General features: G+C 42.8%; 24 protein-coding genes and 1 pseudogene. 21 read left to right on the top strand and 4 right to left on the bottom strand.

Features of this window, described 5'->3' with window-relative positions:
* Positions 1-52 precede the first annotated feature (52 nt).
* The 19 genes and pseudogenes from TOL2_RS02120 to TOL2_RS02030 all read left to right on the top strand — a co-directional run bounded on the left by TOL2_RS02120 (position 53) and on the right by TOL2_RS02030 (position 21386).
* Positions 53-235 (top strand): DUF2080 family transposase-associated protein, encoded by a 183-nt coding sequence (locus tag TOL2_RS02120; RefSeq protein WP_014955911.1) that lies wholly within the window; start codon positions 53-55, stop codon positions 233-235.
* A 435-nt stretch (positions 236-670) separates the two neighbouring features.
* Positions 671-1783, top strand: a complete 1113-nt coding sequence (had, locus tag TOL2_RS02115) for a 6-hydroxycyclohex-1-ene-1-carbonyl-CoA dehydrogenase (protein ID WP_014955910.1) — start codon at positions 671-673, stop codon at positions 1781-1783.
* 29 nt (positions 1784-1812) lie between these two features.
* Positions 1813-2562: an SDR family NAD(P)-dependent oxidoreductase gene (locus tag TOL2_RS02110; RefSeq protein WP_014955909.1), complete on the top strand. Its 750-nt coding sequence runs from the start codon at positions 1813-1815 to the stop codon at positions 2560-2562.
* A 76-nt stretch (positions 2563-2638) separates the two neighbouring features.
* Complete coding sequence (gene oah / locus TOL2_RS02105) at positions 2639-3775, top strand: 6-oxocyclohex-1-ene-1-carbonyl-CoA hydratase (RefSeq protein ID WP_014955908.1); 1137 nt, start codon at positions 2639-2641, stop codon at positions 3773-3775.
* 271 nt (positions 3776-4046) lie between these two features.
* Positions 4047-4499 (top strand): GNAT family N-acetyltransferase, encoded by a 453-nt coding sequence (locus TOL2_RS02100; RefSeq protein ID WP_014955907.1) that lies wholly within the window; start codon positions 4047-4049, stop codon positions 4497-4499.
* Between the two features lie 421 nt (positions 4500-4920).
* Positions 4921-6927: an aldehyde ferredoxin oxidoreductase N-terminal domain-containing protein gene (locus tag TOL2_RS02095; protein ID WP_014955906.1), complete on the top strand. Its 2007-nt coding sequence runs from the start codon at positions 4921-4923 to the stop codon at positions 6925-6927.
* Positions 6928-6944: 17 nt separating this feature from the next.
* Positions 6945-7478 (top strand): 4Fe-4S dicluster domain-containing protein, encoded by a 534-nt coding sequence (locus TOL2_RS02090; RefSeq protein WP_014955905.1) that lies wholly within the window; start codon positions 6945-6947, stop codon positions 7476-7478.
* A 35-nt stretch (positions 7479-7513) separates the two neighbouring features.
* Positions 7514-8665, top strand: coding sequence for a (Fe-S)-binding protein (locus tag TOL2_RS02085; RefSeq protein ID WP_014955904.1), 1152 nt, complete (start codon positions 7514-7516; stop codon positions 8663-8665).
* A gap of 125 nt (positions 8666-8790) precedes the next feature.
* Complete coding sequence (locus tag TOL2_RS02075) at positions 8791-11907, top strand: FAD-dependent oxidoreductase (RefSeq protein ID WP_148278181.1); 3117 nt, start codon at positions 8791-8793, stop codon at positions 11905-11907.
* A gap of 62 nt (positions 11908-11969) precedes the next feature.
* Positions 11970-12740 carry a hydrogenase iron-sulfur subunit gene (locus tag TOL2_RS02070; protein ID WP_083863428.1) on the top strand — a complete coding sequence of 257 codons (771 nt, stop codon included), beginning with the start codon at positions 11970-11972 and terminating at the stop codon, positions 12738-12740.
* Positions 12741-12794: 54 nt separating this feature from the next.
* A complete protein-coding gene (locus TOL2_RS02065; protein ID WP_014955900.1) occupies positions 12795-13247 on the top strand; it encodes a complex I 24 kDa subunit family protein in 453 nt (150 codons plus the stop codon).
* Between the two features lie 9 nt (positions 13248-13256).
* A pseudogene (locus TOL2_RS02060) lies at positions 13257-14510 on the top strand (NAD(P)H-dependent oxidoreductase subunit E); the annotation flags it as partial.
* Between the two features lie 75 nt (positions 14511-14585).
* A complete protein-coding gene (locus TOL2_RS26155) occupies positions 14586-15185 on the top strand; it encodes an NADH-ubiquinone oxidoreductase-F iron-sulfur binding region domain-containing protein (protein WP_456297556.1) in 600 nt (199 codons plus the stop codon).
* Complete coding sequence (locus TOL2_RS02055) at positions 15182-15784, top strand: 2Fe-2S iron-sulfur cluster-binding protein (RefSeq protein WP_014955898.1); 603 nt, start codon at positions 15182-15184, stop codon at positions 15782-15784. The genes TOL2_RS26155 and TOL2_RS02055 overlap by 4 nt, the downstream gene beginning before the upstream one ends.
* 151 nt (positions 15785-15935) lie before the next feature.
* Positions 15936-16751 carry a formate dehydrogenase accessory sulfurtransferase FdhD gene (gene fdhD / locus TOL2_RS02050; RefSeq protein WP_014955897.1) on the top strand — a complete coding sequence of 272 codons (816 nt, stop codon included), beginning with the start codon at positions 15936-15938 and terminating at the stop codon, positions 16749-16751.
* A 66-nt stretch (positions 16752-16817) separates the two neighbouring features.
* On the top strand, positions 16818-17600 hold the full coding sequence (locus TOL2_RS02045) for an electron transfer flavoprotein subunit beta/FixA family protein (protein ID WP_014955896.1): 783 nt from the start codon (positions 16818-16820) through the stop codon (positions 17598-17600).
* Between the two features lie 69 nt (positions 17601-17669).
* Positions 17670-18629, top strand: a complete 960-nt coding sequence (locus tag TOL2_RS02040) for an electron transfer flavoprotein subunit alpha/FixB family protein (RefSeq protein WP_014955895.1) — start codon at positions 17670-17672, stop codon at positions 18627-18629.
* 101 nt (positions 18630-18730) lie between these two features.
* Positions 18731-20911 (top strand): (Fe-S)-binding protein, encoded by a 2181-nt coding sequence (locus TOL2_RS02035; RefSeq protein ID WP_014955894.1) that lies wholly within the window; start codon positions 18731-18733, stop codon positions 20909-20911.
* Positions 20912-21041: 130 nt separating this feature from the next.
* Entirely contained in the window at positions 21042-21386 is a 345-nt protein-coding gene (locus tag TOL2_RS02030; RefSeq protein ID WP_014955893.1) for a cupin domain-containing protein, read from the top strand.
* Positions 21387-21397: 11 nt separating this feature from the next.
* Here the strand turns inward: TOL2_RS02030 and TOL2_RS02025 are convergent, their stop codons facing one another.
* From TOL2_RS02025 to TOL2_RS02015, 3 genes are read right to left on the bottom strand one after another with little or no spacing between them, the layout of a single operon-like run.
* Entirely contained in the window at positions 21398-21733 is a 336-nt protein-coding gene (locus TOL2_RS02025; RefSeq protein WP_014955892.1) for a hypothetical protein, read from the bottom strand.
* Positions 21730-22068, bottom strand: a complete 339-nt coding sequence (locus TOL2_RS02020) for a hypothetical protein (protein ID WP_014955891.1) — start codon at positions 22066-22068, stop codon at positions 21730-21732. Before TOL2_RS02020 ends, TOL2_RS02025 begins: the two co-directional genes overlap by 4 nt.
* Before the next feature lies 1 nt (position 22069).
* Positions 22070-22948 (bottom strand): amidohydrolase family protein, encoded by an 879-nt coding sequence (locus tag TOL2_RS02015; RefSeq protein ID WP_014955890.1) that lies wholly within the window; start codon positions 22946-22948, stop codon positions 22070-22072.
* Positions 22949-23622: 674 nt separating this feature from the next.
* On the opposite strand from TOL2_RS02015, the gene TOL2_RS02010 reads away from it, so the two are divergent.
* A complete protein-coding gene (locus TOL2_RS02010) occupies positions 23623-24279 on the top strand; it encodes a nitrite/sulfite reductase domain-containing protein (RefSeq protein ID WP_014955889.1) in 657 nt (218 codons plus the stop codon).
* Between the two features lie 83 nt (positions 24280-24362).
* Here TOL2_RS02010 and TOL2_RS02005 read toward each other — a convergent pair whose 3' ends face one another.
* Positions 24363-24719: a hypothetical protein gene (locus TOL2_RS02005; RefSeq protein ID WP_041279203.1), complete on the bottom strand. Its 357-nt coding sequence runs from the start codon at positions 24717-24719 to the stop codon at positions 24363-24365.
* A 349-nt stretch (positions 24720-25068) separates the two neighbouring features.
* Between TOL2_RS02005 and TOL2_RS02000 the strand changes: the two genes are divergently transcribed.
* On the top strand, positions 25069-25845 hold the full coding sequence (locus TOL2_RS02000; protein WP_014955887.1) for a tRNA pseudouridine synthase A: 777 nt from the start codon (positions 25069-25071) through the stop codon (positions 25843-25845).
* Positions 25846-26063 lie beyond the last annotated feature (218 nt).

Genomic DNA, 26063 nt, shown 5'->3' with positions numbered 1-26063 from the left:
AGCTGATATATACCATTTCATGGCTACGCTGTAAACAGGAGTTTGAGGTATCATGACAAGTGGCGATGAAGACTATCATGACAAGCTTGAATCAGATCACAATCGCAAAAAGGTTAAATTTGAGATTTATGGTGAAGAAATGATCAAAAAAATCGTTAATTCAAGCGGCAACAGTGGAAGGGTTTACCTTCCGCCTGAGTGGATTGGCAAAAAAGTCAAAGTAGTAAAATGCTAATTAATAAACCTATCAGGATGATATTTTTAATTAATAAAATACATATGATAAAAATATCCGGAAACAATTGTAAGGTCGAAGACTTGACAACATAAAGGCCGAACTGGTAAAGAAAATCGGCAGTAGCCGGATATTTCCGTTTCAACGGAGAAAACCTTTACCATCAAAGCAAATGCAGTGATCAATGCTATCGGCCAGATATGGATAATAAAGATATTGATTTTAACAATCTTGTCTGGAAGAAAAAAAGAAAACGAGATGATCCGGCATTACCTTCAAAACACACTTGGAGATGCTTGATGACGGTGATAATGAATCAAATGATTCATTCAAGCAAAATTAGTGCAAAAACCCGGCATCCGAAATTTAAGTAGAAATTTTTTGCCGGTTCTGCTGGAAGGTTTAAACACTGTTGACAATTAAAAGGAGAAAAAAATGACAACTGTACCAGATAAAATTCAGACTTGGCAAATGGTAACACCATTTAAAAAAGACAGAGAAACCGGTGAAGTAACGCCTGGCAAACTTGAAAAAACCGAAATTGACGTTCCTGAACTTCAGGCGGGAGAGGTACTGGTCAAGGTAGCAGGTTGTGGTGTATGCCATACAGACCTTGGATATTTTTATTTTGGTGTTCCCACTGTAAACAAGCCTCCTCTGACACTGGGCCATGAAATTTCCGGAACTGTTGTGGCAACAGCCGATGACGTAAAATCCTGGACTGGAAAAGAAGTAATCATCCCTGCGGTCATGCCATGCAGAAAATGCTATCTGTGTAAAACAGGACGTGGCAACAGATGTCTTGCCCAGAAAATGCCTGGTAACAGCATGGGAATTTATGGCGGAAATTCAAGCCACATACCAGTACCTGCAATTGATCTTTGCGAAGTAACAAATCGTGGAGACATCCCTCTTGAAAAACTTGCTGTTGTTGCTGATGCGGCAACCACTCCTTTTCAGGCAGCAAAACGTGCGGACGTTCAAGTGGGTGATAACACCATTGTCATCGGTGTCGGCGGTGTTGGACAATATATGGTCCAGATTCTCAAAGCCCTTGGTGCTGCCAATGTAGTTGCCATTGATATCAACCAGGAACGCCTGGATAACATGTTGAAAAACGGTGCGGATTTTGTCGTTAATTCAATGGGTAAAACCTCGAAAGAAATTGCCGGTGAAATCAAAGCATTCAGAAAAGAGAACAGCCTGCCCTCAACCGGCTGGAAAATCTTTGAAGTATCCGGGACCAAACCCGGCCAGGAGCTGGGTCTTGCACTCTTAAGCTTTGTAGGAAAAATGGTTATAGTCGGATTTGGTCCGCAAAAGGTTGAATATTCCATTTCAAGACTCATGGCCTTTGATGCAGAGTTGATCGGCTCTTGGGGATGTCTGCCGGAATATTATCCATCCGTCTTGAGTATGGTTACCAGCGGAAAAATCAATTTTGAAGAATTTGTCCAGACCAGGCCTATGAGTACCATACAGGAAACTTATGCTGAAGCTCACAAGCAGTCTCCTGATAAGAGAATCGTACTTGTACCTGATTTTTAATATTTTTAATATTTTATAAGGATTAAACAATGAAGTTAGAAGGAAGAAAAGCCATTGTTACCGGTGGAAGCCGAGGCATCGGAAGAGCTATTGCCCTGATGTATGCAAAAGAAGGGGCGGATGTTCTTGTAAACTACCACTCTAATGATGCAGCAGCCAAAGACACGGTTGCAGAAATTGAAAAACTGGGGCGTAAAGGCGTTGCTGTGGCAGCTGATGTTGCAAACTACAAAAGCGCACAGAACATGGTGGATGAATGTGTAAAACAGCTGGGCGGAGTGGATATCGTTGTTAATAACGCCGGTGTTTCAAAACCCTCCATGCTGCTAAAAATGAAAGAAGAAGACTGGGATTCCATTATTGATATCCATTTAAAGGCCGCTTTCAATACTACACAGGCTGCCGGTCGCTACATGAAAGAAAAAAAATACGGCAAGATCATTAACGTGATTTCAACTGCAGGTATTTTCGGCACCATTGGCCAGATCAATTATGCATCTGCAAAAGCCGGAATCATTGGATTTTCAAAATCTGCTTCCCGTGAACTTGGCAGATACGGAATCAATGTAAATGTTATTTGCCCCGGAATCACAAAAACAGATATGACAGGCAAACTTCAGTCAGATGAAAAACTTCGCAAGATTTATGAAGGCAGAATTCAGCTTGGCAGATTTGGAGAACCCGAAGAGGTTGCCCCTGCATTTGTATTCCTGGCTTCTGATGATGCAAGTTATATCACAGGACAGGTATTGGGTGTAGACGGCGGCTATATAGGATAATAATTTTTTGAAATAAATGATAATATTATATGGCAAATAAAAAGCCATAAAATTTAAATATTAAAGGAGATTTAAGATGAGTCTTGAGTGGATGCCAAGAGAAAACGAAGTTAAAGATCATGCGTTGCATAGAAATCCCCATTGGGGAACAGAAGCGCCCTGCACTATGTATGAAAAAAAACCATTGACCGACCCAAAGGGCAATGTTGTGGATGGACTGTTTGTATCCTGGATCACCTTGAACAACCCCAGACAGTTTAACTCTTATACCACAGACATGGTAAAGGGTGTTATTGCAGGGTTTGAAAATGCATCTCTTGACAGAAGCGTTGTAGCTGTTGTGTTTACAGGTACAGGCCCCTACTCTTTCTGCACAGGTGGAAACACAAAAGAGTATTCAGAATTTTATTCAAAAAGATGTGATGAATATGGCCAGTACATGGAATTGTTCAACCACATGGTTGATTCAATTCTTGCCTGCAAAAAACCTGTTATCTCACGTGTTAACGGCATGAGAGTTGCCGGTGGCCAGGAAATCGGTCTGGCATGTGATATTGCCATATCTTCAGACCTTGCTATTTTTGGCCAGGCAGGCCCCAAACACGGTTCAGCACCTGCTGGCGGATCTTCGGATTTTCTCCCCTGGTTCCTGACAGCTGAAGATGCAATGTGGAACTGCGTATCCTGCGAGATGTGGTCAGCCTATAAAATGAAAGCAAAAGGCATGCTTTCCAAGGTTGTTCCTGTTCTTAAAATAGACGGAGAGTGGGTCAGAAACCCAACTATCATCACTGACACATATGTTCAAGACGGTGAGATTGTTTACGGCGAATACAAAACCGGGCAGGATCTCAAAGACGGTCGCGCACTGATCAAACAGCATCAGGCCAACGCGGATTTTGAACTTCTTGATAAAGAAGTCAACACTGTAATCTGGAAGTTTGCCAACCTGTTCCCTGGCTGCCTGATCAAATCCATTGACGGCATCCGTCAGAAAAAGAAATTCTTCTGGGATACAATGAAAAATGATCACAGACATTGGCTGGCTGCAAACATGTCTGGCGAAGCATTCCTGGGATTTGGCGCTTTTAATACCAAGAAAATTACCGGTCAGGATACGGTTGATTTTATCAAATTCCGTCAAAACGTTGCAGATTCAAGACTGTGGAATGATGAAATGTTTGCTGAAGTAATGGGTAAACCTCAAGAATAGTATCAAAACAAAAAATATCGTATCAATAATTACTGATACATAGTTTAAAACATTTATGGTTCAAAGCCTTAAGAACGGCTTTGAACCATAAATAATTTTGGAACAAAAGATTTAAAAAAAAACACTATTCCCTGTTTCAAACCTACGATCTTACTCTCCTGTTCAACACCATAGATTTTTTGGACATGACGGGATTTATATGATAGGCTTGTTATGTCTTCTGACGAATTATTTTATCATTAAATTAATTCTTTAAATCAAGGAGGGTAATATGACTTATCGATCTTTTAATTCACCTGTTATTCGAACAATGGCTGCCTCGGATCTGGAGAGAATAATTGAGATAGATGTCAAAGTTCTGGAAAAATCAAGGCCTGAATATTGGGAAATGAAGCTTGAATTAGTGTCAAAACAACCGCAATTTTCCTCTCTTGTTGCTGAAATGGATGGTAAGGTGATCGGTTTTATTATCGGAGGTGCAAGCAGATGGGAATATGGTGTTCCCGAGAATATCGGATGGGTGGATACCATTGGCGTAGACCCGGACTACCAGAGAAAGGGAATCGCAAAGATGCTGTTCAAAAAAATGACACATGAGCTTAAAAAAATGGGGGTAGATACCATCACTACCTTTGTAAAACGACGAGACCCGCTACTTTTGGAATTTTTCAACAGCCTGGGCTTCCAGAAAGGCGACATGGTAAACCTTGAGCTGGATATTTAAAGGAAAATCCGGTTGATGCAAACAAATCAAATAATTTACAGCTTTACCCTTTTTGACTTCAAAGGGTAAAGCTGCTTCTTCGGTTTCAGGCCTTCCGGCGACGATTTTCCTCAATGCAGTCAAAGGAAAATTGTTGCCCATGTAATCAGCTTAGCCCATGCCAACCACTTCAAAACCATGAACATTCTTTTTGCATTTTTTTAAGATATGCCTGCAACATCAATCAATCAAAGCTATTGTATTTTTTAAAACAACTATTTTTTTTCTTGACATATAGTTACGATGTAGCTTATAAGTGATCACATCGTATCAGATACCGTAGGCGTTTTTTTGCCAAAGCGCGATTTTTTGATTCGATTTTAAAGGCTTATTAGCTCTGAACTAATGGCATGGATTTTGACAGCAAGGAGAAGGGGATAAAATGAGGTATGCAGAGACAGGGTTTAATTTAGAGGTTGATCTAACCCGAGGAAATATTGAAAAAGTCGCAACCGACCCAAGAGATACAGAGCTTTATCTTGGGGGATTAGGTACTAACGCCAAGATATTATGGGATAGGGTTCCCCCTGAGGTTGAACCTTTTTCTCCTGAAAATTTATTAATTTTTGGTGCCGGCCTTTTGTGCGGGACACCTGCGACCGGTTGTAATCGTACCATTCTTACGACCATTTCGCCTCAAACCAAATTAATGGCATTTTCAATGATGGGAGGATTTTGGGCACCGGAATTAAAATATGCCGGTTATGATAAAGTAATCCTTCGCGGCAAATCTCCAGACCTGGTCTATTTGTGGATCAACAATGACAAGGTGGAAATACGGGATGCATCTCATCTGCACGGAAAAGGTGCTATTGAAACAGCTGAAATCATTAAAAAAGAACTCAACGAGCCCAAAGCTCAGGTGGCCGCTATCGGGCTTGCCGGTGAAAACAGGGTGTATTATGCTTCTGTCGAGCAGGGCAGATCCAGTGCAAGTCGAGGTGGCATAGGGGCTGTCATGGGTGACAAAGGCGTAAAAGCCATTGTTGTCCGGGGAACAAAGGATATCAACCTTTCCCAGCCTGCTGAATTTATGGAACTTTGTAACGGCGTTCTGGAGTACATCAAACACCGGGACGGAAACCCGATCCCTGGAGTTATGCCAATCCTTGCCGGACTTGGATCTCCCCAGGAAATGAAAGTTCATGATGAAAAATGGCACACTGAAAATTTCATGTGGGGAAATTCCCGTACCCGTCGAAAAGGATTCTGGACTGAAGAAGTCGAGTCAAGCTGGACGGAAACCCTGGAAAATGCCAGGACAAGGCTGATTTCCTGCTTTAATTGCCCCATGAAATGCGGTGCAACACTTTCTTTGCCGGGACTTCCGACCTACATGATGAAATGCTTCACAAAGTTAACTTATACAATGGGTGCTTTTTCAGATTTGGATTTTGGTTTACGAATCGCTCAAAAAGCTACAGAGTATGGATTGGACGGATTTTCAACTCCACAGGTCATGGCCTTTGGTCTTGAACTTCTGGAAAACGGTATTTTAAGTGAGGATGACTTTCCAGGACTTCCGGAAGACAATGAGGGCAAATTTTATTATCTGCTTGACAAAATTGTCAATCGTGAAGGAATCGGAGATATTTTGGCCAATGGTACTTATTGGGCAGCCAAAGAGATCGGCAATGGTGCGGAAGAATATGCACACAATAATATCAAAAAACACGAACAACTGCCGCTCAAACTGTCCATGCTCAATCCGATCTATTTTCTTATGTATTGTACCGGCGAAAAAATGAACATTACTCAGATTGAAGGCCAGTTCCCTCAAGCGCCTTTTCCCAAAAAAGAACACAGAGAAAAATTTTGTGAGGACTGGATTCAGGTTCCCCATGAAAAATTCAAGCAATATTTTATCGACTGGGAATTGCGCGGAGAAAACTCACTTCCATTCTATCCAACAGTTGAAATGACCTGTGATATTGTTGACTGGCAAGAAAGAATGCACTACATTGATGATGCTTTGGGCCAATGTGCAGGTCTGTCATCCTTTCCTTTAAAACCGCCGTATCACATCCACAATTATCCTAAATTTATTTCAGCCGGTGCCGGAATTGAAATGGATGAGGAAAAATTGACAGCAGCCGCCACAAGATATCGAACCTTAGTCAGAGCCTTTAATATAAGACGAGGCATGAGAAGAAAAGATGAAAAACCGCCTGAAGATCACTGGAAGAAAAGATTTCCCGAACTTGAAAAGGAACTCTTGGACAGTTATTACAAACTCAAAGGGTGGAACAATGACGGTATTCCGACTAAAGAATTCTTGAATAAAATGGGTTTGGACTATGTGGCTGAGGAATTTATAGAGCGGGGAATCTTAACGGATGCTGAAGACGCTCCTTTAGAAGAGTCATCAGTTGAAAAAGAGAATAATTAGAGTGGAGGGCGTGAACCTTGGGTCATAAAGAGAAGAAAATAATTAAAACAATAAAAATTGATGTAGATAAATGCAATGGTTGCAGAGCTTGTGAAGTCATCTGCTCGGCTTTTCACGCTTCACCTAAATATAGCAGCAATAACCCTGCCAGATCCCGTATCAGAATTATTCGTGAACCGCTAAGAGATATTTATGTTCCGGTTTATGCAGGAGAATATACTGTTGCTGAATGTGCCGGCAGAGACAAATATACAATTGACGGCAAAGAATACGATGAGTGTTCCTTCTGTAGAGCATCCTGCCCATCCAGGGATGAATTTAAAGAACCTGATTCCGGTCTTCCTCTTAAATGCGATATGTGCGAAGGCGAAGAAGAACCCTTGTGTGTCAAGTGGTGCCTGGTTGATGCGCTGACGATCGAAGAAAGAGAAGAAGAAGTCGAAAAGCAGGAAGAGCAGGAGGATATGGAGATCGGGTTGGAATCATTGGCAAACAAATATGGCTTGGATAAAATCATGGATGCCGTTGCCCGACTGTCACAGAAAGACTAAATCAATAAGGCAAAAGAAGAGGATTAATAAAGACAGTGGAAACTATAGCCCCCTTCATAGAAGTAATAGATGAGATAAAAGAGGCCGGTGGAGACGTCTTCAAGTTATGCTTTCAGTGCGGATTGTGTGATTCGGTTTGCCCGTGGAATAAGGTTCGACCCTTTAGCATGCGCAAGCTCATTCGAGAGGCGGCTTTTGGTTTAACTGAAATAGAAGGCGAAGATATATGGCGTTGTACAACCTGCGGAATGTGCCCGTCACAGTGCCCCAGAGGCGTCAAACAGATAGATGTCAGCGTGGCCCTGAGAAGAGTGGCAACCGAATATGAAGTTTTTCCAACTTCTGTCCGGTCTGCCCGTACTGCCCGAGCCAGTCTGATTTCCGAAGGCAACCCCTTGCAGGGAGACCGTAAAAAACGCTCTGAATGGGCGAACGGCCTTTCTGTAAAGCCCTATACAGAGGGTATGGAAGCGTTGTATTTTGTCGGCTGCTATTTGAGTTATGACCCCCGAATGAAAAAAGTGGCCACGGCCACAGCCAAGATCCTTCAAAAAGCAGGTGTGGATTTCGGTATCCTGGGTTCACAGGAAAACTGCTGTGGAGAAAGCATCAGAAAGACAGGCAGTGAAGATGTATTCAAACGCCTGGCCAAGGAAAATATTAAAACGTTTATCGACAATGGGGTGAAAAAAGTCATTGTATCTTCCCCTCATTGCTTTCATACCTTTAAAAACGAATATCCTGAATTTATGGTAAATTTTGAGGTTCTTCACATCAACCAGTATCTACTGGAACTGATCAATGACGGACGTCTCGAACTTAAAGGTGAATTTCCAAAGAAAATAACTTATCATGATCCGTGTTACTTAGGACGCCACAATGATGTATATGATGAACCCCGCGAGGTTTTAAGAAAAGTTCCGGGACTGGAACTGGTTGAGATGGAAAACCATGGCAAAAACAGTCTTTGCTGCGGCGGTGGCGGCGGCAGAATCTGGATGGACACGCCAAAAGAAGAAAGGTTCTCCGATATCAGGCTGGATCAGGCCAATGCGGTTGGAGCCCAGGTTCTGGCAACATCCTGTCCGTACTGCATCACCAACTTTGAAGAAAGCCGTCTGAATCTGGAATATGAAGATGTTCTGGAAATTAAAGACATCACGGAAATTATCAGTGAGATGCTTTAGTTAAGATGCTTTAAGGCGCTGAACACACAAGTTGATTGAAAGTAAGCGGTCCTGTCCGGTTTAGCCGGGCAGGACTTAAGAAAATATGATGAGGAGAAAATAAAGTGGGAAACGACGTATTGCCAATGGAGAATATGCAATTATTTTCCGACAGTCTTGGAGATAAAAACTTTGGAGACGTGATGGTTGTTGGCGGAGGGGTCAGTGGCATACAGGCCTCTCTTGATCTTGCCACTGCGGGGTTTAAGGTTTACCTGGTGGAAAAATCGCCGAGCATTGGCGGCCATATGGCCCAGCTTGACAAAACATTTCCTACCAATGACTGCTCGATGTGAATTCTCTCTCCTAAACTGGTCGAGGTCGGCCGGCATCCAAATATAGAGGTTTTGACATTTACTGAAGTTGAAAAAGTGGAAGGGGAAAAAGGTGACTTTCAGGTCAGCCTGAAAACCAGACCCCGATATATTATTGAGGAAAAATGCACAGGCTGTACAACTTGTATGGAATACTGCCCAAAAGAATATCCGGATCAGTTTAATCAGGGAATTTCCCAGAATAAAGCTGTTCATGTATATTTTTCCCAGGCTATTCCACTTGTTGCATATATTGATGACAGCTGTCTTTTTCTCAAAGAAGAAAAATGTGATATCTGCCGTGGTGTTTGCCAGGCAGACGCAATAGATTTTAATCAAACGCCCAAAAAGACGGATATTAATGTCGGGGCGATTATTTTGTCTTCAGGTATTACCCCGTTTGATCCCAGTGTAAAAGATGAATACGGGTATAGAAAGATGCAGAACGTGGTCACAAGTATGGACTATGAACGTCTGCTGTCTTCCACAGGTCCCTACGAAGGTCAGGTATTGCGGGCCTCGGACAAAAAACACCCCAAAAAGATTGCCTGGATTCAATGTGTTGGTTCCAGACGGGTCACCGAAGGAGATAACAGCTATTGCTCGGGTGTATGCTGCACCTATACGCAAAAACAGGTTATTTTGACAAAGCATCATTATGATGATGCCGAGTGTACCATATTTCATAATGACATTCGTTCTTTTGGCAAGGATTTTGAACGATACTTTCAGAGAGCCGAACAGCTTGACGGAGTTGAATTCATAAGAAGTTATGCTTCTGTGACAAGGGAAAACCCGGAAACCAAGAATGTAGCCGTCAGATATGCAACCACCGATGAAGGCGTAAAAGAAGAAGAGTTTGACATGGTGGTATTGTCTGTTGGATTGAATCCGCCGGCAGCGTATAAAGAGTTGTCCGACATGTTTGGAATTGATCTTAATTCACACGGATTTTGTGAATCTGACTCTTCCAATCCAATCAAAACCAGCAGACCAGGGATTTTTGTCAGCGGCGCTTTCCAGGGCCCGACAGATATTCCTGAATCGGTTTTTACCGCCAGCGGAGCAGGTTCTCAGATAGGAGAAATGCTTGACTACCGGCGAGGAAACCTGGCCAAAGAGAGAATATATCCGGTTGAACGGGATGTGTCCGGTGAAGAGCCGAGAATCGGCGTTTTTGTATGTCATTGCGGTGCAAATATTTCAAGTGTTGTCAATGTTCCGTCCACGGTTGAGTATGCCTTGACCCTGCCCAATGTTGTATACGCAAAAGAACAGATCTTTTCATGTGCAACCAACTCTGCCAAAGAGATAACAGACCTGGCAAAAGAAAAAGGCCTTAACCGTGTTGTGATTGCAGCATGCTCTCCCAGAACTCTGGAGCCGTTGTTCAGAGACACTCTCCGGGAAGCAGGGTTGAACCAGTATTACCTTGACATGGCCAATATCCGGGAACATTGCTCCTGGGTTCATACCAAGCAAAAAGAGGAAGCCACACAAAAAGCACAGGATATCGTCAGGATGTCAGTGGCACGGGCCTCTCAATTAGAACCCCTCAAGGAATTTGATCTGCCGGTTAACAAGGCAGCCCTGGTTGTGGGTGGCGGTATTGCAGGCATGACCTGTGCATTGTCCATTGCAGCCCAGGGACATGAAGTTCACCTGGTGGAAAAAAGCAAAGACCTGGGCGGTATGGCGCGAAGAATTTATTCAACTCTTGAAGGGCTGGATGTTCAAACCTACCTGGATAATGTGATACAGCAGGTTTATAAAAACCCCTTGATTCATGTATCCCACGAAGCCGTTATCAAAGATGTTTCAGGTTACCTGGGCAATTTTACCACAACCTTGGAAACCGAAGGCAGAAGCAAAGTGATCAAACATGGAGCCTCGGTTCTTGCCATTGGTGCGGATGTTTACAAGCCCACTGAATACCTGTACGGAGAAAACGATGCTGTTTTCACCCACCTTGAACTTGGAGAAGAGATTGCCAAAGCAAACCCGGCAGTTGTCAATGCCGAGAGCCTGGTGATGATCCAGTGTGTGGGCTGCAGAAACGAAGACAGAAATTATTGCTCCAGAGTATGTTGCGGCCATGCCGTTAAAAACGCATTAAAACTCAAAGAGAAAAATCCGGACATGCGCATTTATATCCTGTTCAGGGATATGAGAACCTATGGATTCAGAGAAGACGCCTATAGGGAAGCCTCGGAAAATGATGTGCGCTTCATCCGTTATACACCGGAAGACAAACCAGTTGTTCAAACCGCCAAAGAAGGCGGAAAAGACATTATCCGTGTAACCGTGCCTGATCCTATTTTAGGTCAGCGCCTTGAACTGGATGCTGATGTTCTTTCTCTGGCTGCCGCTGTTATTCCAACTGAATCAACAGAAGAAATAGCCGGTCACTTCAAGGTAACCTTGAGCCCGGATGAGTTTTTCAAAGAAGCCCATGTTAAATTAAAACCGGTTGAGTTTGCCACGGATGGCGTTTTCCTTTGCGGTACGGCTCACTATCCCAAGCATATTCCTGAAACCATTAACCAGGCGTACGGTGCGGCCGGTCGTGTTCTGACACTTTTGTCAAGAGACACGGTTGTTGCATCAGGTTCTGTTGCCAAAGTAAATGAATATGATTGTGTGTCCTGCGGTGCATGTATTACAGCGTGTACATATGATGCCATTGAGTTCCGTGATACACCCAAAGGCAAAAAAGCCTGGGTAAATCCGATTTTGTGTAAAGGTGATGGTTTGTGTAATGCAAAGTGTCCGACAAATGCCATTGTTTTAAAGCATTTTACCAATGATGCGCTTTTTAATCAGATTGATGCGGCAATTACAAAAGAAGATATCATAGAACAGATGGATGCGGTGCTTGAAAATGTATAGGCGTTATCCCATGAATAAAGCCCGCAATATTTGTAAAGGGGCTATGAATAAAGGAGGAAACAATGAGTACAGGTCTTGAATTTAAACCAAGAATATTAGGTTTTGTATGCCATTGGTGAGCGTATGGTGCTGCTGACCTGGCTGGAGTTTCCAGACTGCAATATGCAAATGAAATGAGGCTTATTAGAGTTATGTGTTCCGGTAGAGTCGACCTGGAATTTATACTCAGAGCCTTTGCAAACGGACAAGACGGTGTGTTTATTGGCGGATGTAAATTGGACGAATGCAATTATGTCACCCATGGCAATTACGATGCCCTTGCCAATACACACATTGCCAGGAAGATATTGGAACACATAGGATTAAACCCGAACCGGCTGAGAACCGAATTTATGTCAGGTGCGGACGGTAATCTTTTAGCAGAATATACCGATGATTTTGCAAGACAGATAAAAGAGTTGGGGCCACTTGGCAAAAGCGAAGGCATGGACGCTGATACGGTAAAGTTCAAGCTTGAAGCCGCCAGGAAACTTGTTCCCTACATGAGGCTGGCAGAAAGAGAAAGGCTCAGGGTTCCGTTTAAATCAAAACAAACCTATACCGAGTTTTTCGAAAGCAGTGAAATGAACGCATTGTTTGGTGATATCTTTTCAGATAAACTGGCTGTCAGCCAGATTATGTTGCTCCTGAAAGACAATCCTCTGTCAACCGGTGATATTGCTGAGAAATTAGGTCTTAACCCGTCTGATGTATCCCGGCACATGATCAGTTCATCCCGGCACGGTATGGTTAAATATGATACAGACAGCAAATGTTATCAGCGAGTCCAGTGATAAATGGTTTGACCAAAGGATCTTGGTAAAGAAAACTATTAGGAATAACGTCTTATGGAAATTGAGAAAGTAGATCAAATTATTGACAAACATAATGGTGAAGTAAGCAGTTTGCTTCAAATAATGCTTGATATTCAAAGTGAAAACAATTGGCTTCCCAAGGAGGCCTTGGGGAGGGTCAGTGAAAAATTAGACGTTCCTTTGACCCGTATCCAGCATATTGCCACCTTTTATAAAGCATTCAGCCTGGTTCCCAAAGGGCGTCATAAAGTCCACATCTGTGTGGGAACCGCCTGTCATGTCCGCGGAGCCACCCGTATTCTTGATACGGTGGAAGAAGCAATCGGTATTAAACCCGGCGAAACAGATCTTGATCTGAAATTCAGCCTGGAAACTGTTAACTGCCTCGGCTGCTGCGCACTGGGCCCTGTGATGGAAGTTGGTGGTAAAGTCCATGGGAAGATGTCACCGGTCAAAACAGCAGAAGCCTTAAAAACTTATGAGTAGGGGAAAATTATGGCGCGGTTAAATACGCCCGGAGAATTAGAAAGCTTCAGGCAAGAAATATTATCCAGAAGAGACCCGAACAATCCCTGCATTTCAATATGTGCCGGTGCCGGTTGTGTTGCCTCAGGCGCAGATGAAGTGATTGAAGCGTTTCATCAGGAAATTGAAAACCAGGGTTTGGCAGCAACAGTCAGCACCAAGGGAACCGGATGTCCGGGATTCTGTGAACGCGGACCTGTTGTGGTCATCTATCCTGAAGAGATATGCTATCTTCAGGTTAAAGTTGAAGATGTTCCCGAAATTATTGAACAGACCATAAAGAATAAAAAGGTTATCGACCGCCTGCTTTTTGAAGATCCTGCAACCGGAGAAAAAGCAGTCAAAGAATCAGATATCTCATTTTACAGAAGCCAGGAAAGAACGGTTCTGTGCAATAACATCAAGATTGACTCCAAGAGTATTGAAGATTACATCTCTCTTGGCGGTTACTCCGCACTTGCCAAAGCCCTTGGTGAGATGACGGATATAGATGTTCTCGAAGAGGTCAAAAAATCCAACCTCAGAGGCCGTGGTGGTGCAGGTTTTCCAGCCGGCAGAAAATGGGAAGGATCGCGTAATGCACCCGAACCGATCAAATATGTGATCGTTAATGCTGATGAGGGTGACCCCGGAGCATTTATGGACAGGGCGCTTCTTGAGGGCAATCCCCATTCAATCTTAGAGGGATTGATCATTGGCGGATATGCTGTGGCATCCCACGAAGGCTATTTTTATGTTCGCCAGGAATACCCGCTGGCAGTTGAAAATATAAACCTTGCCATCAAACAGGCTGAAGAATACGGCCTGCTCGGGGAAAATATCCTGGGGTCCGGCTTTGACTTCAAGGTCATTGTCCACCAGGGTGCAGGTGCATTTGTCTGCGGCGAGTCAACAGCTTTGATGACCTCTCTGGAAGGAAAAGCAGGAGAGCCCAGACCCAAATATGTTAGATCCAATGTCAAGGGACTTTGGGAAAGACCGTCTGTGCTGAACAATGTTGAGACCTGGGCCAACGTGCCTTTGATCATCAACAAAGGCGCTGACTGGTTTTCTTCGGTTGGAACCGAAAGCAGCAAGGGAACCAAGATTTTCTCCCTGGTTGGCAAGATCACCAATACGGGTCTGGTTGAAGTCCCCATGGGCATGACCCTGAATGAAATCATCTATAAAATTGGCGGCGGCATACCCAACGGCAAGAAGTTCAAAGCCGTTCAGACCGGCGGACCTTCCGGCGGATGTATCCCGGAACACCTGCTGGACCTTCAAGTTGGGTTTGACGAGTTGACCAAAGCAGGCTCCATGATGGGTTCAGGCGGCATGATCGTTCTGGACGAAGATACCTGTATGGTGGATGTTGCCAGATACTTTATTGAGTTTCTTACAGATGAATCGTGTGGCAAATGTGTTCCCTGCCGTGAAGGATTGCGCCAGATGCACCGCATTTTGACCAACATCACAAAAGGCCTGGGCAAAGAAGGCGACATTGAACTGCTGGAAGAGCTGGCCGAAACTGCTGTTGAAGCCTCGCTGTGTGCCCTGGGCAAAAGCGCTCCCAATCCATTCCTGAGTACTTTGAAATATTTCAGGGATGAATATGAAGCACATATCCGGGAGAAAAAATGCCCGGCACTGGCCTGTAAAGAGCTGATCGCATTTTATATCGATCCTGACAAATGCAAGGCATGTATGATCTGTGCAAAAAAATGCCCTGCAGACGCCATTGACAGTGCGAAAAAAATGATCCATATCATTGACCAGGAGAAATGTACAAAGTGCGGAACCTGCTTTGAAGTCTGTCCCTCCCGTTTTGGCGCAGTGACCAAGATTTCCGGCGAACCTGTTCCGGCTCCTGTTCCTGAAGAAAACAGAATGATAATTAAAAAGAGCAAAGTAAAATGAGTGAAATCCAATTTGAAATTGATGGAAAACAAGTAAAGGCAACGGAAGGGATGACCGTTCTGGAGGCAGCTCAAAATGAAGGGATATATATCCCCACTCTCTGTCACCATGAAAAATTGGAACCATTCGGGGGATGCCGCGTCTGCATCGTGGAAGTAGAAGTTCGCGGCTGGACAAAGCTCGTTGTTTCCTGCGTTTATCCGGTGGAAGAAAATATAATTGTCAGGACCAGGTCTGAAAAGGTCGACAGAATCAGAAAAACCATCATAGAATTGCTGATGGCTCATGCTCCGGATTCTCCGGAACTGATGAAAATGGCAAAAGAGTATGGTGCTGTTGCAGACCGGTATGAAAAAGATCCTTCTTTTTGTGTTCACTGCGGTCTTTGTGTCAGATACTGCGCGGAAGTGGCACAAAAACATGCCCTTGGGTTTGTTGACAGGGGAATAAACAAAGAGATCAGCTTTATACCTGAAATAGCGGCGGTAGAGTGTAATGATTGCAAAGAATGCTTTCCTTTATGCCCGACTTCCTATCTCCAGGCTGCTTTTGTGCTGGCACAATCTCTTTCTTTTCCTGAAACTGAACCAAAAAAATAGGATACAAAAAAACGGAATTGACCGGCAAAAAAATTTTTACAGGGAAGCAAGATACGGGTGTTGTTTAACATGAGTCCTCATTTTTTCAGATTCGACAGTGGTAAACAACACCCAATAAAAGCACACCCTACATCTCAAGGAGTACGAATAATTGAGTGCAGGCAAGAACACAACGTTTTACCAAGCGCTTCACTGTAATAAAAAAGGGGTTTGTCAAATTGATTCTATTGAATTGATTGGAGAAGAACCTCTTATGATTCGCGTTGAAGACAAACCGTATTCAGTAGTAATGAGAACGCCGGGAGAAGAGGTGTTTCATGCAGCAGGGATATGCCTTGGGGAAGGCATTGTAGATTCCCCGGATGATTTTAAGACTATTGGACATGATATAAATCTTGATCCAAATATTGTTGATATCTGGCTTACCCCTGAAAGAAAAAAAAAAATCCCTGACCTTCTTAAAAGGAAAAGCTATATCAGCCAGACCAGTTGCGGTATTTGCGGCAAACAACTGATCAAGGATCTTCACCAGGTATTAATCCCGGCTGAAGACGGATTTAAAGTAGATATTGAAGGTATTTTTAACTGCGTTAAAATGCTTTCAAAAAAACAGAACTATTATCCTAGAACACGGGGATCTCATGCCGCATTATTGTTTGATGATCAGCTTGAAATACTCACGTTTGCCGAGGATGTGGGTCGGCACAATGCTCTGGACAAAGCCATTGGAAAAGCTTTTATGGACAGGACACTGTCAAAGGCAAGTCTCTTGGTTTTATCTTCCAGGATCAGTTATGAACTGGTTCAAAAAGCTGCCCGGGCTCATCTGCCGATGATAATCAGCAAATCAAGGCCTACCGCCCTTGCCGTCCAAATGGGCCAAAGTCTTAATATGACGCTCGCCTGTGCGTTTGAAGGGTCTAAACTATTAGTACTATGCGGTGAGGACCGCATCATAAAAAAATGAAGGTGCAAAAAGAAAATCACTCGATTTATTTTAAAGCGACCGAACCCAATTAATTAGGAGGACAATTTGAAAATTCTCACAACAGTAAAAAAAGTAGTCGATGTTGAATTGAACATCCATGTGAAGGACGGTGCCATTGTTGAAGACGGGCTGCAATATGTAATAAACGCCTGGGATGAAAACGCAGTGGAAGCCGCAGTCCAGCTCAAAGAAAATAACAATGCAGAAACAACCTTAGTAAGCGTTGGTAGCGGAGACAACACCGATGTCATCCGCAAATGCTATGCCATGGGAATTGAGAACGCAATCCATATTGATGATCCTGCATTGGAAAAAATTGATTCATCAATCTCGGCCAGGGTATTACAAAAGGTTTATGAAAAAGAAAATTATGATCTGGTCATCACGGGCAAGCAAGCCCAGGATACAGATAGCGGACAGACAGGAATCATATTGGCTGAATATCTGGGCATTCCCTGTGTCAGTAATGTAGTTGCCTTGGAAGTTATAGACGATCAGCACATTAAAGCATCCCGCTTAGGTGATGCCGGAACTGAAATTATTGAATTTGAGTTACCTGCCGTTGTAACGGTCAGTGATAGTATTAATGAACCTCGGCTGCCGGCAATGCGCGGCATCATGATGGCAAAGAAAAAGAAAATCCAAGTCATGGATCTGGCTGCACTGGGAACTTCTTTTGATGAAGTCGGAGGTGGTGCGCCTAAATCGGAAATTGTTGAATTTATGACATCGGAAACACGCCAGGCCGGTCAAAAATTTGAAGGCGATGCGGCTGAAATCACGGCCAAAGTCGTTGGTCTTCTTGCCAATGAAGCAAAGGTGTTATAAGGAATTTAATAATAAAAATTTACTATTATCATTGGACATTAACCGGATTCATAGAAGGAAAACAATATTATGGCTAAAGTACTCGTAATCGCAGACATCAAACAAGGTGTTTTAAAAGGCAGCACAGCCGAACTTTTATCAAAAGCCAAAGCCATTGGTGCACAAACCGCGGTTGTGGCCGTTGGAAGCAATATAGAATCTCTAAGCTCTGAGTTGGCAAATGCAGGATCTGATACTCAATACATTGCAGATGATCCCAGTCTTGAACTATTTTCTGCAGGTCCTTTTGCAGCTTGTGTTGTTGATGCTGCCAAACAATTTGGTGCCAATCAGATCTGGTTTGGTTTTTCCGAAAGCGGTAAAGCCGTTGCCCCAAGGGTTGCAGCTCAACTGGATGCCGCCTGTGCAAGTGAAATTACCGACGTAACACTGAACGGAGAACAAATCGAAGTAGTTCGGCCTGCTATTGCAGGTAAAGTTATCCAACGCATTAAAGTTAATACAGAACAATTGGTTGCCGTTGTCAGAGCAGGTGCATTTGAAGCAACCGAAGGCATCACAGGAACTGAAAACGTTGTCAAACTTGCTGCTCCGGAAGCTGATTTAAAAGCTGTTATCAAAGAACTTATATCTGATGCAAGCGGTGAAATTGATCTGGCCGATGCAGACATCGTTATTTCAGTTGGACGCGGTGCCAAAGATCAAGCCGGTGTAGATCTTGTAAAAGAACTGGCAAACGATCTTGCAGCTGGCTTTGGCTCCTCACGGGCTATGGTTGATGGCGGTTTTATGGCACATAACAAACAAGTCGGACAAACCGGTAAAATAGTTGCTCCTTCCCTTTATATGGCATTTGGAATTTCAGGTGCTATTCAGCATCTTGCAGGGATGAACGGCTCAAAAGTAATTCTGGCTGTTAATAAAGACCCTGAAGCACCCATATTCAACGTGGCTGACTATGGTATTGTCGGAGATCTTTTTGAGGTGGTTCCGGTTCTTCGAGAAGAGATTAAAAAAATCAGAGGTTAGTCCAAAATTTTTAATTTCAAAGGCAATTTCAAAATCATGAAAACTTTTTTTGAAATTGCCTTTCACTTTCACAGCAAATTCATTGTATAGATGAGGTATCTATGAATCCCCTTTTTATGTCTTTACTGCTCATAGTCGGGCTGGCGATTTTCAGTCGCACAATGTATTATAAAATTCGATTGATGATGGCACTTGAACCTGCCGATCGAGCCAATCAGATCAAAGAACGAATTAAAAATATGGTGATTATCGCACTGGGTCAAAAGCGCCTGGTGGGAAGAAAAAAAGAGTTGGCTGCCGGTATCATGCATGCTTTCATCTTCTGGGGATTCTGCGTTTTGTTGATCCGAAGCCTGAATCTTTACGGAGAGGGGTTTGTAAAAGGATTTCAGCTGCCTTTCTTTGGAGACGGGTCGATACTGGGATATCTGTATATTGCCTTAAAAGATATCATGGAAGCCATTGTTCTATTGATGGCGGGTTACGCCATCTATCGCAGGGCGATTGTTAAACCTGAACGATTGCACAATACATGGGAAGCGTATTTTGTTTTATGCATGATCGTGGTTTTAATGATTTCCGATCTCTTGATTGACGGTGCCCGATATAATTTGATTAATTTGCATAATAATCCGGAACATCTGCATTTTTTAAATAATCCCCAATACGGTTCCGAATTTCTCTGGACACCTGTTGCCGTAGGAGCTGCAAGTCTTATCTCCTGGACAAGTGCAGGTACTAACCAAGTTATACTGACCAGTATGTTCTGGCTGCACATTATCACACAGTTAACATTTCTTAATTTTCTGCCCCTGGGAAAACACTTTCATGTCATCACATCTCTTCCCAATGTATTTTTAAAGAACCTGGGTTATCCCCATGAAAAAATCAAGCTTCTGGATCTGGAAGATGAATCGGTCTGGGAAGATGAATCCCTGGGAGTCAATCATATACACCAGCTCAACTGGAAACAGGGACTGGATCTTTACACCTGTACCGAGTGCGGTCGATGTAAAGATGTCTGCCCAGCTTATATTACAGACAAGCCCTTAAATCTGTATGACTTTAACGACAGCCTGAAACATGAACTATATGATAATGCAAGCAACATTATTCAAAGAGGGAAATTAGCCGTCACAGGTACGGCTTTTGGTGTGATGGTTACCTCTTTTTTGAATACCATTATCAAAGCGACAAAGCTGCCTGTCACACTTCAAAAGAATGAAAACGCAGAACCAACAGATGAAATCAAAGCCCAGATGGCTGAACTTAACAGCAAAAAAACACTTGTCGGTGATGTGATCTCCGAAGACACTCTGTGGGCATGCACTACCTGCCGGGCATGTGAACAGGTCTGCCCTGTGACAATTGAACATGTTCCCCGCATCATTGCCATGAGACAGGGACAAACCTTAATGGCGGAAGCCTATCCAAAAGAGTTGAATGTAGCTCTTAAGGGTCTTGAGCGAAATGGCAATCCCTGGGGTATAGGATATGACAAACGCGCTGATTGGGCCGAGGGACTTGGTGTTAAAACAATGGCTGAGGACCCGAATGTAGACTATCTGCTCTGGGTCGGCTGTGCCGGTTCTTTTGATGACCGAACCAAAAAAGTATCCGCAAGTTTGGTCAAAATCCTGCAAAACGCATGTATCAGTTTTGCCATCCTGGGTGTAGAAGAAAAATGCACAGGTGACTTTGCCCGGCGTGTGGGAAATGAAATGCTTTACCAGATGATGGCCCAGGAAAACATTGAAACCTTGAACCGATATAAAGTTAAAAAAATCATTGCAGCCTGCCCACATTGTCTCAATGCGCTGAAGCATGATTACCCGCAACTGGGCGGAAATTATGAGGTAATTCACCATACTGAATTTATTGAGAAACTTGTAAAATCCGGCAGAATCACTTTGAACAAATCTTTGGAAGGATCTTTGACTTACCATGATCCTTGCTATCTGGGTCGATATAATGAAGTTTACGACCAACCCAGATCACTTCTGCAGTCCATATCAAAAGACGGTCTCACAGAACTTGACCGGCATGGCAAAGAAAGTTTTTGCTGTGGTGCCGGTGGTGGACGAATGTGGATGGAAGAGACAATCGGCAAAAGAATCAATATAGAACGAGCTGAAGAAATTGTCGGTCAAAATGTGCCGAATGTAGCCGTGGCATGCCCGTTCTGCTTAACCATGCTCGAAGACGGCATGAAAGAGCTGGGTAAAGAAGAAGAGGTCAAGACACAAGACATCTGTGAACTTGTGGCAAATAATATGATATAAGTTTAGATTAGATTATATTAACTGAAAAAAGCATCTACCATAAAAGACAGCCCCCGGATTAAATTTATTTGATCCGAGGGTTGTCTGTTTTTGGTCTTCTGTTTTTTTTTCAAGCAAAGGACAAAACACCATGATCGTAAGAAATATAAATGATAAAGAGGTGCTTGACACCACCTACAGAGCCCATGGCGGTGCCATTGCCCAGATGATTCTGGACCGCAGAACTTTAAAAGAGCTTGGTTTTCTGGCCATTGCCAGACTTGAACCCGGCAAAGAAATTGAGTCCCATGTCGACCCAATGGAAGAGATCTATTTTGTTGCAAGCGGTACAGGTATCATGCGGGTTGATTATGAAGAACAGCAGGTTAATCCCGGAGATGCCACCTGGATTCCTGTGGGGTCTGCCCACAGCCTTTTCAATAACGGGACGGAACCCTGCGTTATCCTGGTGGTTGCCTCCCCATGGGACAAATAAAGAAACAGGGATCAGGGGGCCAGCAGAATCTGGTCTTTAAAATTTTCAGTCAGGTCTAAGGAGAGTGCTGTAACGTCGGCCTCATTGTGGAATTCAACCATGAGTTCCCCTTTTTCACCGACCATCAGCCTCCCGTATTTTTCCACGACATCGGCCACCAGACTTGGTTCTACCGACCACCAGCCCCGAGTGCGCAAAAGCAGTTCTTTTCCCTTTAATTTCCTGGGTGTGACAAGATCAATATCCCTGAACCAGGAATCCCATCCAATCTGTGCAGGTTCCTTTAAAACAGGGCTGACCGGATCATGATAAATGCGGCATCGTCCAAACAGTCTTAATCGAATCATTTCAAATTCTCCTTGACCAAAGATACCAGTTCCTGATTTTGGGGTAAATTCAAAGAAGACACAGGCAATCCGCAATTCTTGAATGCCATGTCCTGACAAAGCTTGAACAGCTCAAAAACCGTATCTTCATCCAAAAGCATCCCTTTTTCCGCAGCCCTGGAACAGATATTTTCAAACAGACTGAATCTCAATTCCCTGGCAGGCCGAAGCTGCGGATCAAACAAAGATATGCCTGAACGCTTTATCAGCTCAAAATCCATGGCTTCCATCCTGGAAAAACAGTCCCGTGTTTTTCTAACATTAGGGTCATGACCCCAATCATCTGTTGCTTGCATTTTAAACTCCTGAATCCATAAAAACGGCAAGTCCCGACAGCCGGATAATATTTTTTGAAAACACCCGCTCCATATCATCCTTTGAATAGCCTGCCCTGGTGAGCATACGGTGTTGCAAATCAATCTCCGGTGCATGGGTAAACCAGGGCCAGTCTGTTCCAAAAATAATATGCTCCGGCCCATGGGCTTTTAAAAGAGCAACAAACTGATTTTCCTCCAGCACATGGGCTGCATTTGAGGTGTCAAAAAACAGATTGTCCATGGGGCAAAGATGGGTGTAAATATCATTGAAAGGCGCTGCCAATCCACCCATATGAGCTGCGATAAAATTAATCTCGGGAAAATTTTTAACCAAACTGCCTAACAGTTCCGGTGTTGTATTATGTTCGGAATTACCTCCAAAAAAGGTGTCTGCCCCGTACAGGGTATCTATAATCACAAAGAACCCAGACTGTTCAGTTATATTAAACTGTCTGATCAAATTAAACATATCAAAGGTCTTGGGATCATCCAAAGCAAATTTCTGGGAAAAGGAACACAATTTTATCCCCTTGATATTTCTTTGCTTGAATTTCACAAGCTCTTGTCTGTTGTCGCTGTATTCAGGATGAAGGGTACCGGCCGTATACAAAAGATCCGAAGTTTCAACCGTCATGTAAGATGATTCATTGACCTTGCCGACTTCTTTTGCCCCTGCAGTGGGAAGAATAAAACATCCCTGAACCGCGTTGCTCTTCAGTTCCTCTTCAAGGAACGACACGCCAATTCTGTCTTCTGCCCCGTCTGCCTGCAACCTCAGGAAGTCAACCATCTCCTCTTTTTTTTTAACATTGGAGATAACTTTCGGGTGAAACAAATGGGCATGACCATCAATTATCATTTTCAACCACCATTTTTATTGATTTCTCCATAATATAAAGGCTGTTTTCACAACCCTATACAATTATTCAAATTCATATGAAAAATCAAGACCTATTCCAACGGCAAAAAATTTTTACGGATTGATCTTTTATATGAAAGTCTTCAAAAATTCAAACTTTGACTTTCAACCTTTGTTGTGGGCAAACCAAGGTAAAAGAGCAGGTCTGCCCGTGGCAGTTATTAAAAGAAGAACCCTTTATTAATTGATCATATCGAACGGTTGCGGGCTGCCTTTCGTTTGTTTTTGTCCCGATATGCTTTGTTACATAAAGACATCAAACAATACAACAAGGTAGGATGGGCAAAGGGTTTTTCGTGCCAGTCAAATGTGTGATGAATTAATAAAATCAATGATGAAATGATTCAAATAATGATACCCATCAAACATAAAAGCAAATCAAATACCGGTTTGGCATGTCTGAATAAGCATGTACCAAATATAAAAGTAATGTTGTTATCTTCACAAAAATCTGCTACCCCAATATTAAGAAAAAAATTTATTGGCTGCAGATTACAAGAATATCAAAATATGATTTAATTGTCTTAATCGACTATTTCTTGTGCTGTTTTAATTGCTTGTGCTGTTTTAAATGAGAGGCAAAATAAAAAAACACAACAAAGGAGACAAAAAGAATGCTGAAACTTGGAGAAAAAGGAGCCATCCCCCAGAAAGACAAAAAAACCTATGCCATTGCCCCCCATATTCCCTGCGGAGTGGTAACCCCGGATCTTTTGAGAAAAATAGCCGACGTGTCTGAAAAATATAATGCCCAGGCCGTTAAGATTACCGGCGCAACCCGCATTGCCATTGTGGGACTCAAAGAAGAAGATATTGACAGTGCCTGGGAAGAACTGGGACTGGATAAGGGTGCTGCCGTAGGCTTGTGTGTCAGAAGCATCCGCAGCTGTCCCGGCAATACGTTCTGCACAATAGGCAAGCAGGATTCTCTTGGTCTTGGCATGAAGCTGGATAAAAAATATCATGGATTCAAGCTTCCGGGAAAATTTAAAATGGCTGTTTCCGGTTGCCATCTCAGTTGTGCCGAATCCTGGGTCAGGGATATCGGATTGATCGGAAAAAAAGACGGCTGGACATTAACCATAGGCGGAAATGTCGGTGCCCACCCCCGTATTGGTGACGTACTTTTGGAAGGCTTAGATGATCAAGGCGCTATGGATGCTATTGATAAAGTGGTTGCCCATTATCAGGAAAATGCAAAACCTGGTGAACGGCTCGGCAAAATGATCGACCGGCTTGGTCTTGACGGTTTTAAGGCTGCTGTGGCATAAACATTCATCCCCCTTTCCAACATGACCGGCAAGGGGGATATCTGCATCCTACTTAAATAAAATACCAGATCGGCCAGTGGCATTTATAAAAAATATTCAATTTCTTCCCGGGTAAGAATACTGTTTTTGTTTGGTTTTCTTCTGTCTGCGACTCTTCTTCTGTCATATTTTCGTCTGTCAATACCAAGCCGTGCATTTATGATGGAACGTAACCAAGCGCGAATGGATTTGCGTTGACGATTTGGTTTTTCACGAAAATCATAACGTCTTTCCCCTTTTGATCGGCGATCCTTGTTGACTCGACGGTCCTTATTTTTGCGACGATCCTTAGTGTTGTGATGATCCTTGTCTTTGCACCGACTCTTATCTTTGCAATTTTCTTTATCGTTGCAAAAATCTTGATGATCGACAGTATCAAAAAAATCTGTTCTTTGATTCATGGCAAGGTACTTTCGAGGCTTGAGCCCTATTTTGTTAGCAAAGATCCCAAATTAACGAAAAAAACTTTTTTTGAGCCTCACACTAAGATTTTGTTTTTCCAGGGATATTCAAACTCTTAATAAAAACATAACATTTTTCAATACAAATGCAAGCAGCTTTTTTATGACCTTTTCAACTGTTGTTTTCCAGCTCAAAAGACACTGGATAAACCCGTAACTTTTATTTTTGCACCATCATATGGCAATCAAAGTTCAGGTTGACACATTCTTTGTTGTGCATTATTAGGATGCCGGGACAATATGATCTGTTTTTGAAAAACAACCTTCCCCATTGAATGGAAAAATTTTTATGAAAAAATTTTACTACCTGATTCATATTCAATACATGGGTTACCGATACCATGGCTGGCTTAAACAACCCGGATTAAAAACCATTGAATTTATGATCGAAAAAACAACAAAATTTATTTTAGGCCATACAGACTTTAAAATCTTAGGAACCAGCCGAACAGATGCAAAAGTATCTGCCAATCATTCCGCGTTTGAACTTTTTGTCAATGATCCGTTAGACACCAATCAATTGTTCATGGATTTTAACCAAAACTTACCCAACGATATCAAGGTGATAAAAATAGAAGAAAAGGACAAGAACTTCAATATCATTAATGCCCCGAGAATCAAAGAGTATCTGTATTTATTTTCTTTTGGAGAAAAGAGCCACCCTTTCAGTGCCCCACTTATAAGTTCATTTCAGTATGACCTTGATCTTGATTTGATGAAAAAAGGCGCACTATTATTTAAAGGCAAACATAATTTTATAAAATATTGCACAAAACCAAAGCCAGGAACAAAGTTTAAACGAGAAATCCTGGTCAGCAAGATCAAAAAAAACACAATTTTTAAAGCCAATTTCTTCCCGGATAAAACCTATGCCTATCACATACATTCAGCAGGATTTTTAAGGTATCAAGTGAGGCTGATCATGGGACAGCTTTTGAGTCTTGGAAGGGGGGAAATAAGGTTGGGCGACATTAAGGAATCACTTGAAGGAAAAGATAACAGACCTCTGCGGCACATTGCACCATCCTCTGGTCTGGTCTTGCATAAAATCAACTTTGATTCATAAAAAAATCAGATCCCCCCCCATATGGGGGATGTTTTTTTTCTTTATCTGATTTATCAAATTCAATAATATATAGATCTTTTTATATGAAAGTCTTAAAAAATTCATACAGAGACTTTTCATCTTTGTTGTGGGCAAACATGGGTGAGAGACCAAGTCTGCCCGTGGCAGTTTATATGAAAGAACTTTTAACCTGATGAAATTAAATATCTTTCATTGTT

It is taken from the genome of Desulfobacula toluolica Tol2 (assembly GCF_000307105.1).
GTDB lineage: Bacteria > Desulfobacterota > Desulfobacteria > Desulfobacterales > Desulfobacteraceae > Desulfobacula > Desulfobacula toluolica.
This window is presented reverse-complemented; position numbering and strand designations above follow the sequence as displayed.

Bases quoted from the DNA above. Each gene is read 5' to 3' on its own strand.
- TOL2_RS02020 (WP_014955891.1), bottom strand. From the start codon at position 22,068: ATGCAAGCAACAGATGATTGGGGTCATGACCCTAATGTTAGAAAAACA.
- TOL2_RS02030 (WP_014955893.1), top strand. From the start codon at position 21,042: ATGATCGTAAGAAATATAAATGATAAAGAGGTGCTTGACACCACCTAC.
- oah (WP_014955908.1), top strand. From the start codon at position 2,639: ATGAGTCTTGAGTGGATGCCAAGAGAAAACGAAGTTAAAGATCATGCG.
- TOL2_RS02000 (WP_014955887.1), top strand. From the start codon at position 25,069: ATGAAAAAATTTTACTACCTGATTCATATTCAATACATGGGTTACCGA.
- TOL2_RS02095 (WP_014955906.1), top strand. From the start codon at position 4,921: ATGAGGTATGCAGAGACAGGGTTTAATTTAGAGGTTGATCTAACCCGA.
- TOL2_RS02040 (WP_014955895.1), top strand. From the start codon at position 17,670: ATGGCTAAAGTACTCGTAATCGCAGACATCAAACAAGGTGTTTTAAAA.
- TOL2_RS02025 (WP_014955892.1), bottom strand. From the start codon at position 21,733: ATGATTCGATTAAGACTGTTTGGACGATGCCGCATTTATCATGATCCG.
- TOL2_RS02005 (WP_041279203.1), bottom strand. From the start codon at position 24,719: ATGAATCAAAGAACAGATTTTTTTGATACTGTCGATCATCAAGATTTT.
- TOL2_RS02110 (WP_014955909.1), top strand. From the start codon at position 1,813: ATGAAGTTAGAAGGAAGAAAAGCCATTGTTACCGGTGGAAGCCGAGGC.
- TOL2_RS02100 (WP_014955907.1), top strand. From the start codon at position 4,047: ATGACTTATCGATCTTTTAATTCACCTGTTATTCGAACAATGGCTGCC.
- TOL2_RS02065 (WP_014955900.1), top strand. From the start codon at position 12,795: ATGGAAATTGAGAAAGTAGATCAAATTATTGACAAACATAATGGTGAA.
- TOL2_RS26155 (WP_456297556.1), top strand. From the start codon at position 14,586: ATGATGGGTTCAGGCGGCATGATCGTTCTGGACGAAGATACCTGTATG.
- TOL2_RS02010 (WP_014955889.1), top strand. From the start codon at position 23,623: ATGCTGAAACTTGGAGAAAAAGGAGCCATCCCCCAGAAAGACAAAAAA.
- TOL2_RS02035 (WP_014955894.1), top strand. From the start codon at position 18,731: ATGAATCCCCTTTTTATGTCTTTACTGCTCATAGTCGGGCTGGCGATT.
- TOL2_RS02015 (WP_014955890.1), bottom strand. From the start codon at position 22,948: ATGATAATTGATGGTCATGCCCATTTGTTTCACCCGAAAGTTATCTCC.
- TOL2_RS02055 (WP_014955898.1), top strand. From the start codon at position 15,182: ATGAGTGAAATCCAATTTGAAATTGATGGAAAACAAGTAAAGGCAACG.
- had (WP_014955910.1), top strand. From the start codon at position 671: ATGACAACTGTACCAGATAAAATTCAGACTTGGCAAATGGTAACACCA.
- TOL2_RS02120 (WP_014955911.1), top strand. From the start codon at position 53: ATGACAAGTGGCGATGAAGACTATCATGACAAGCTTGAATCAGATCAC.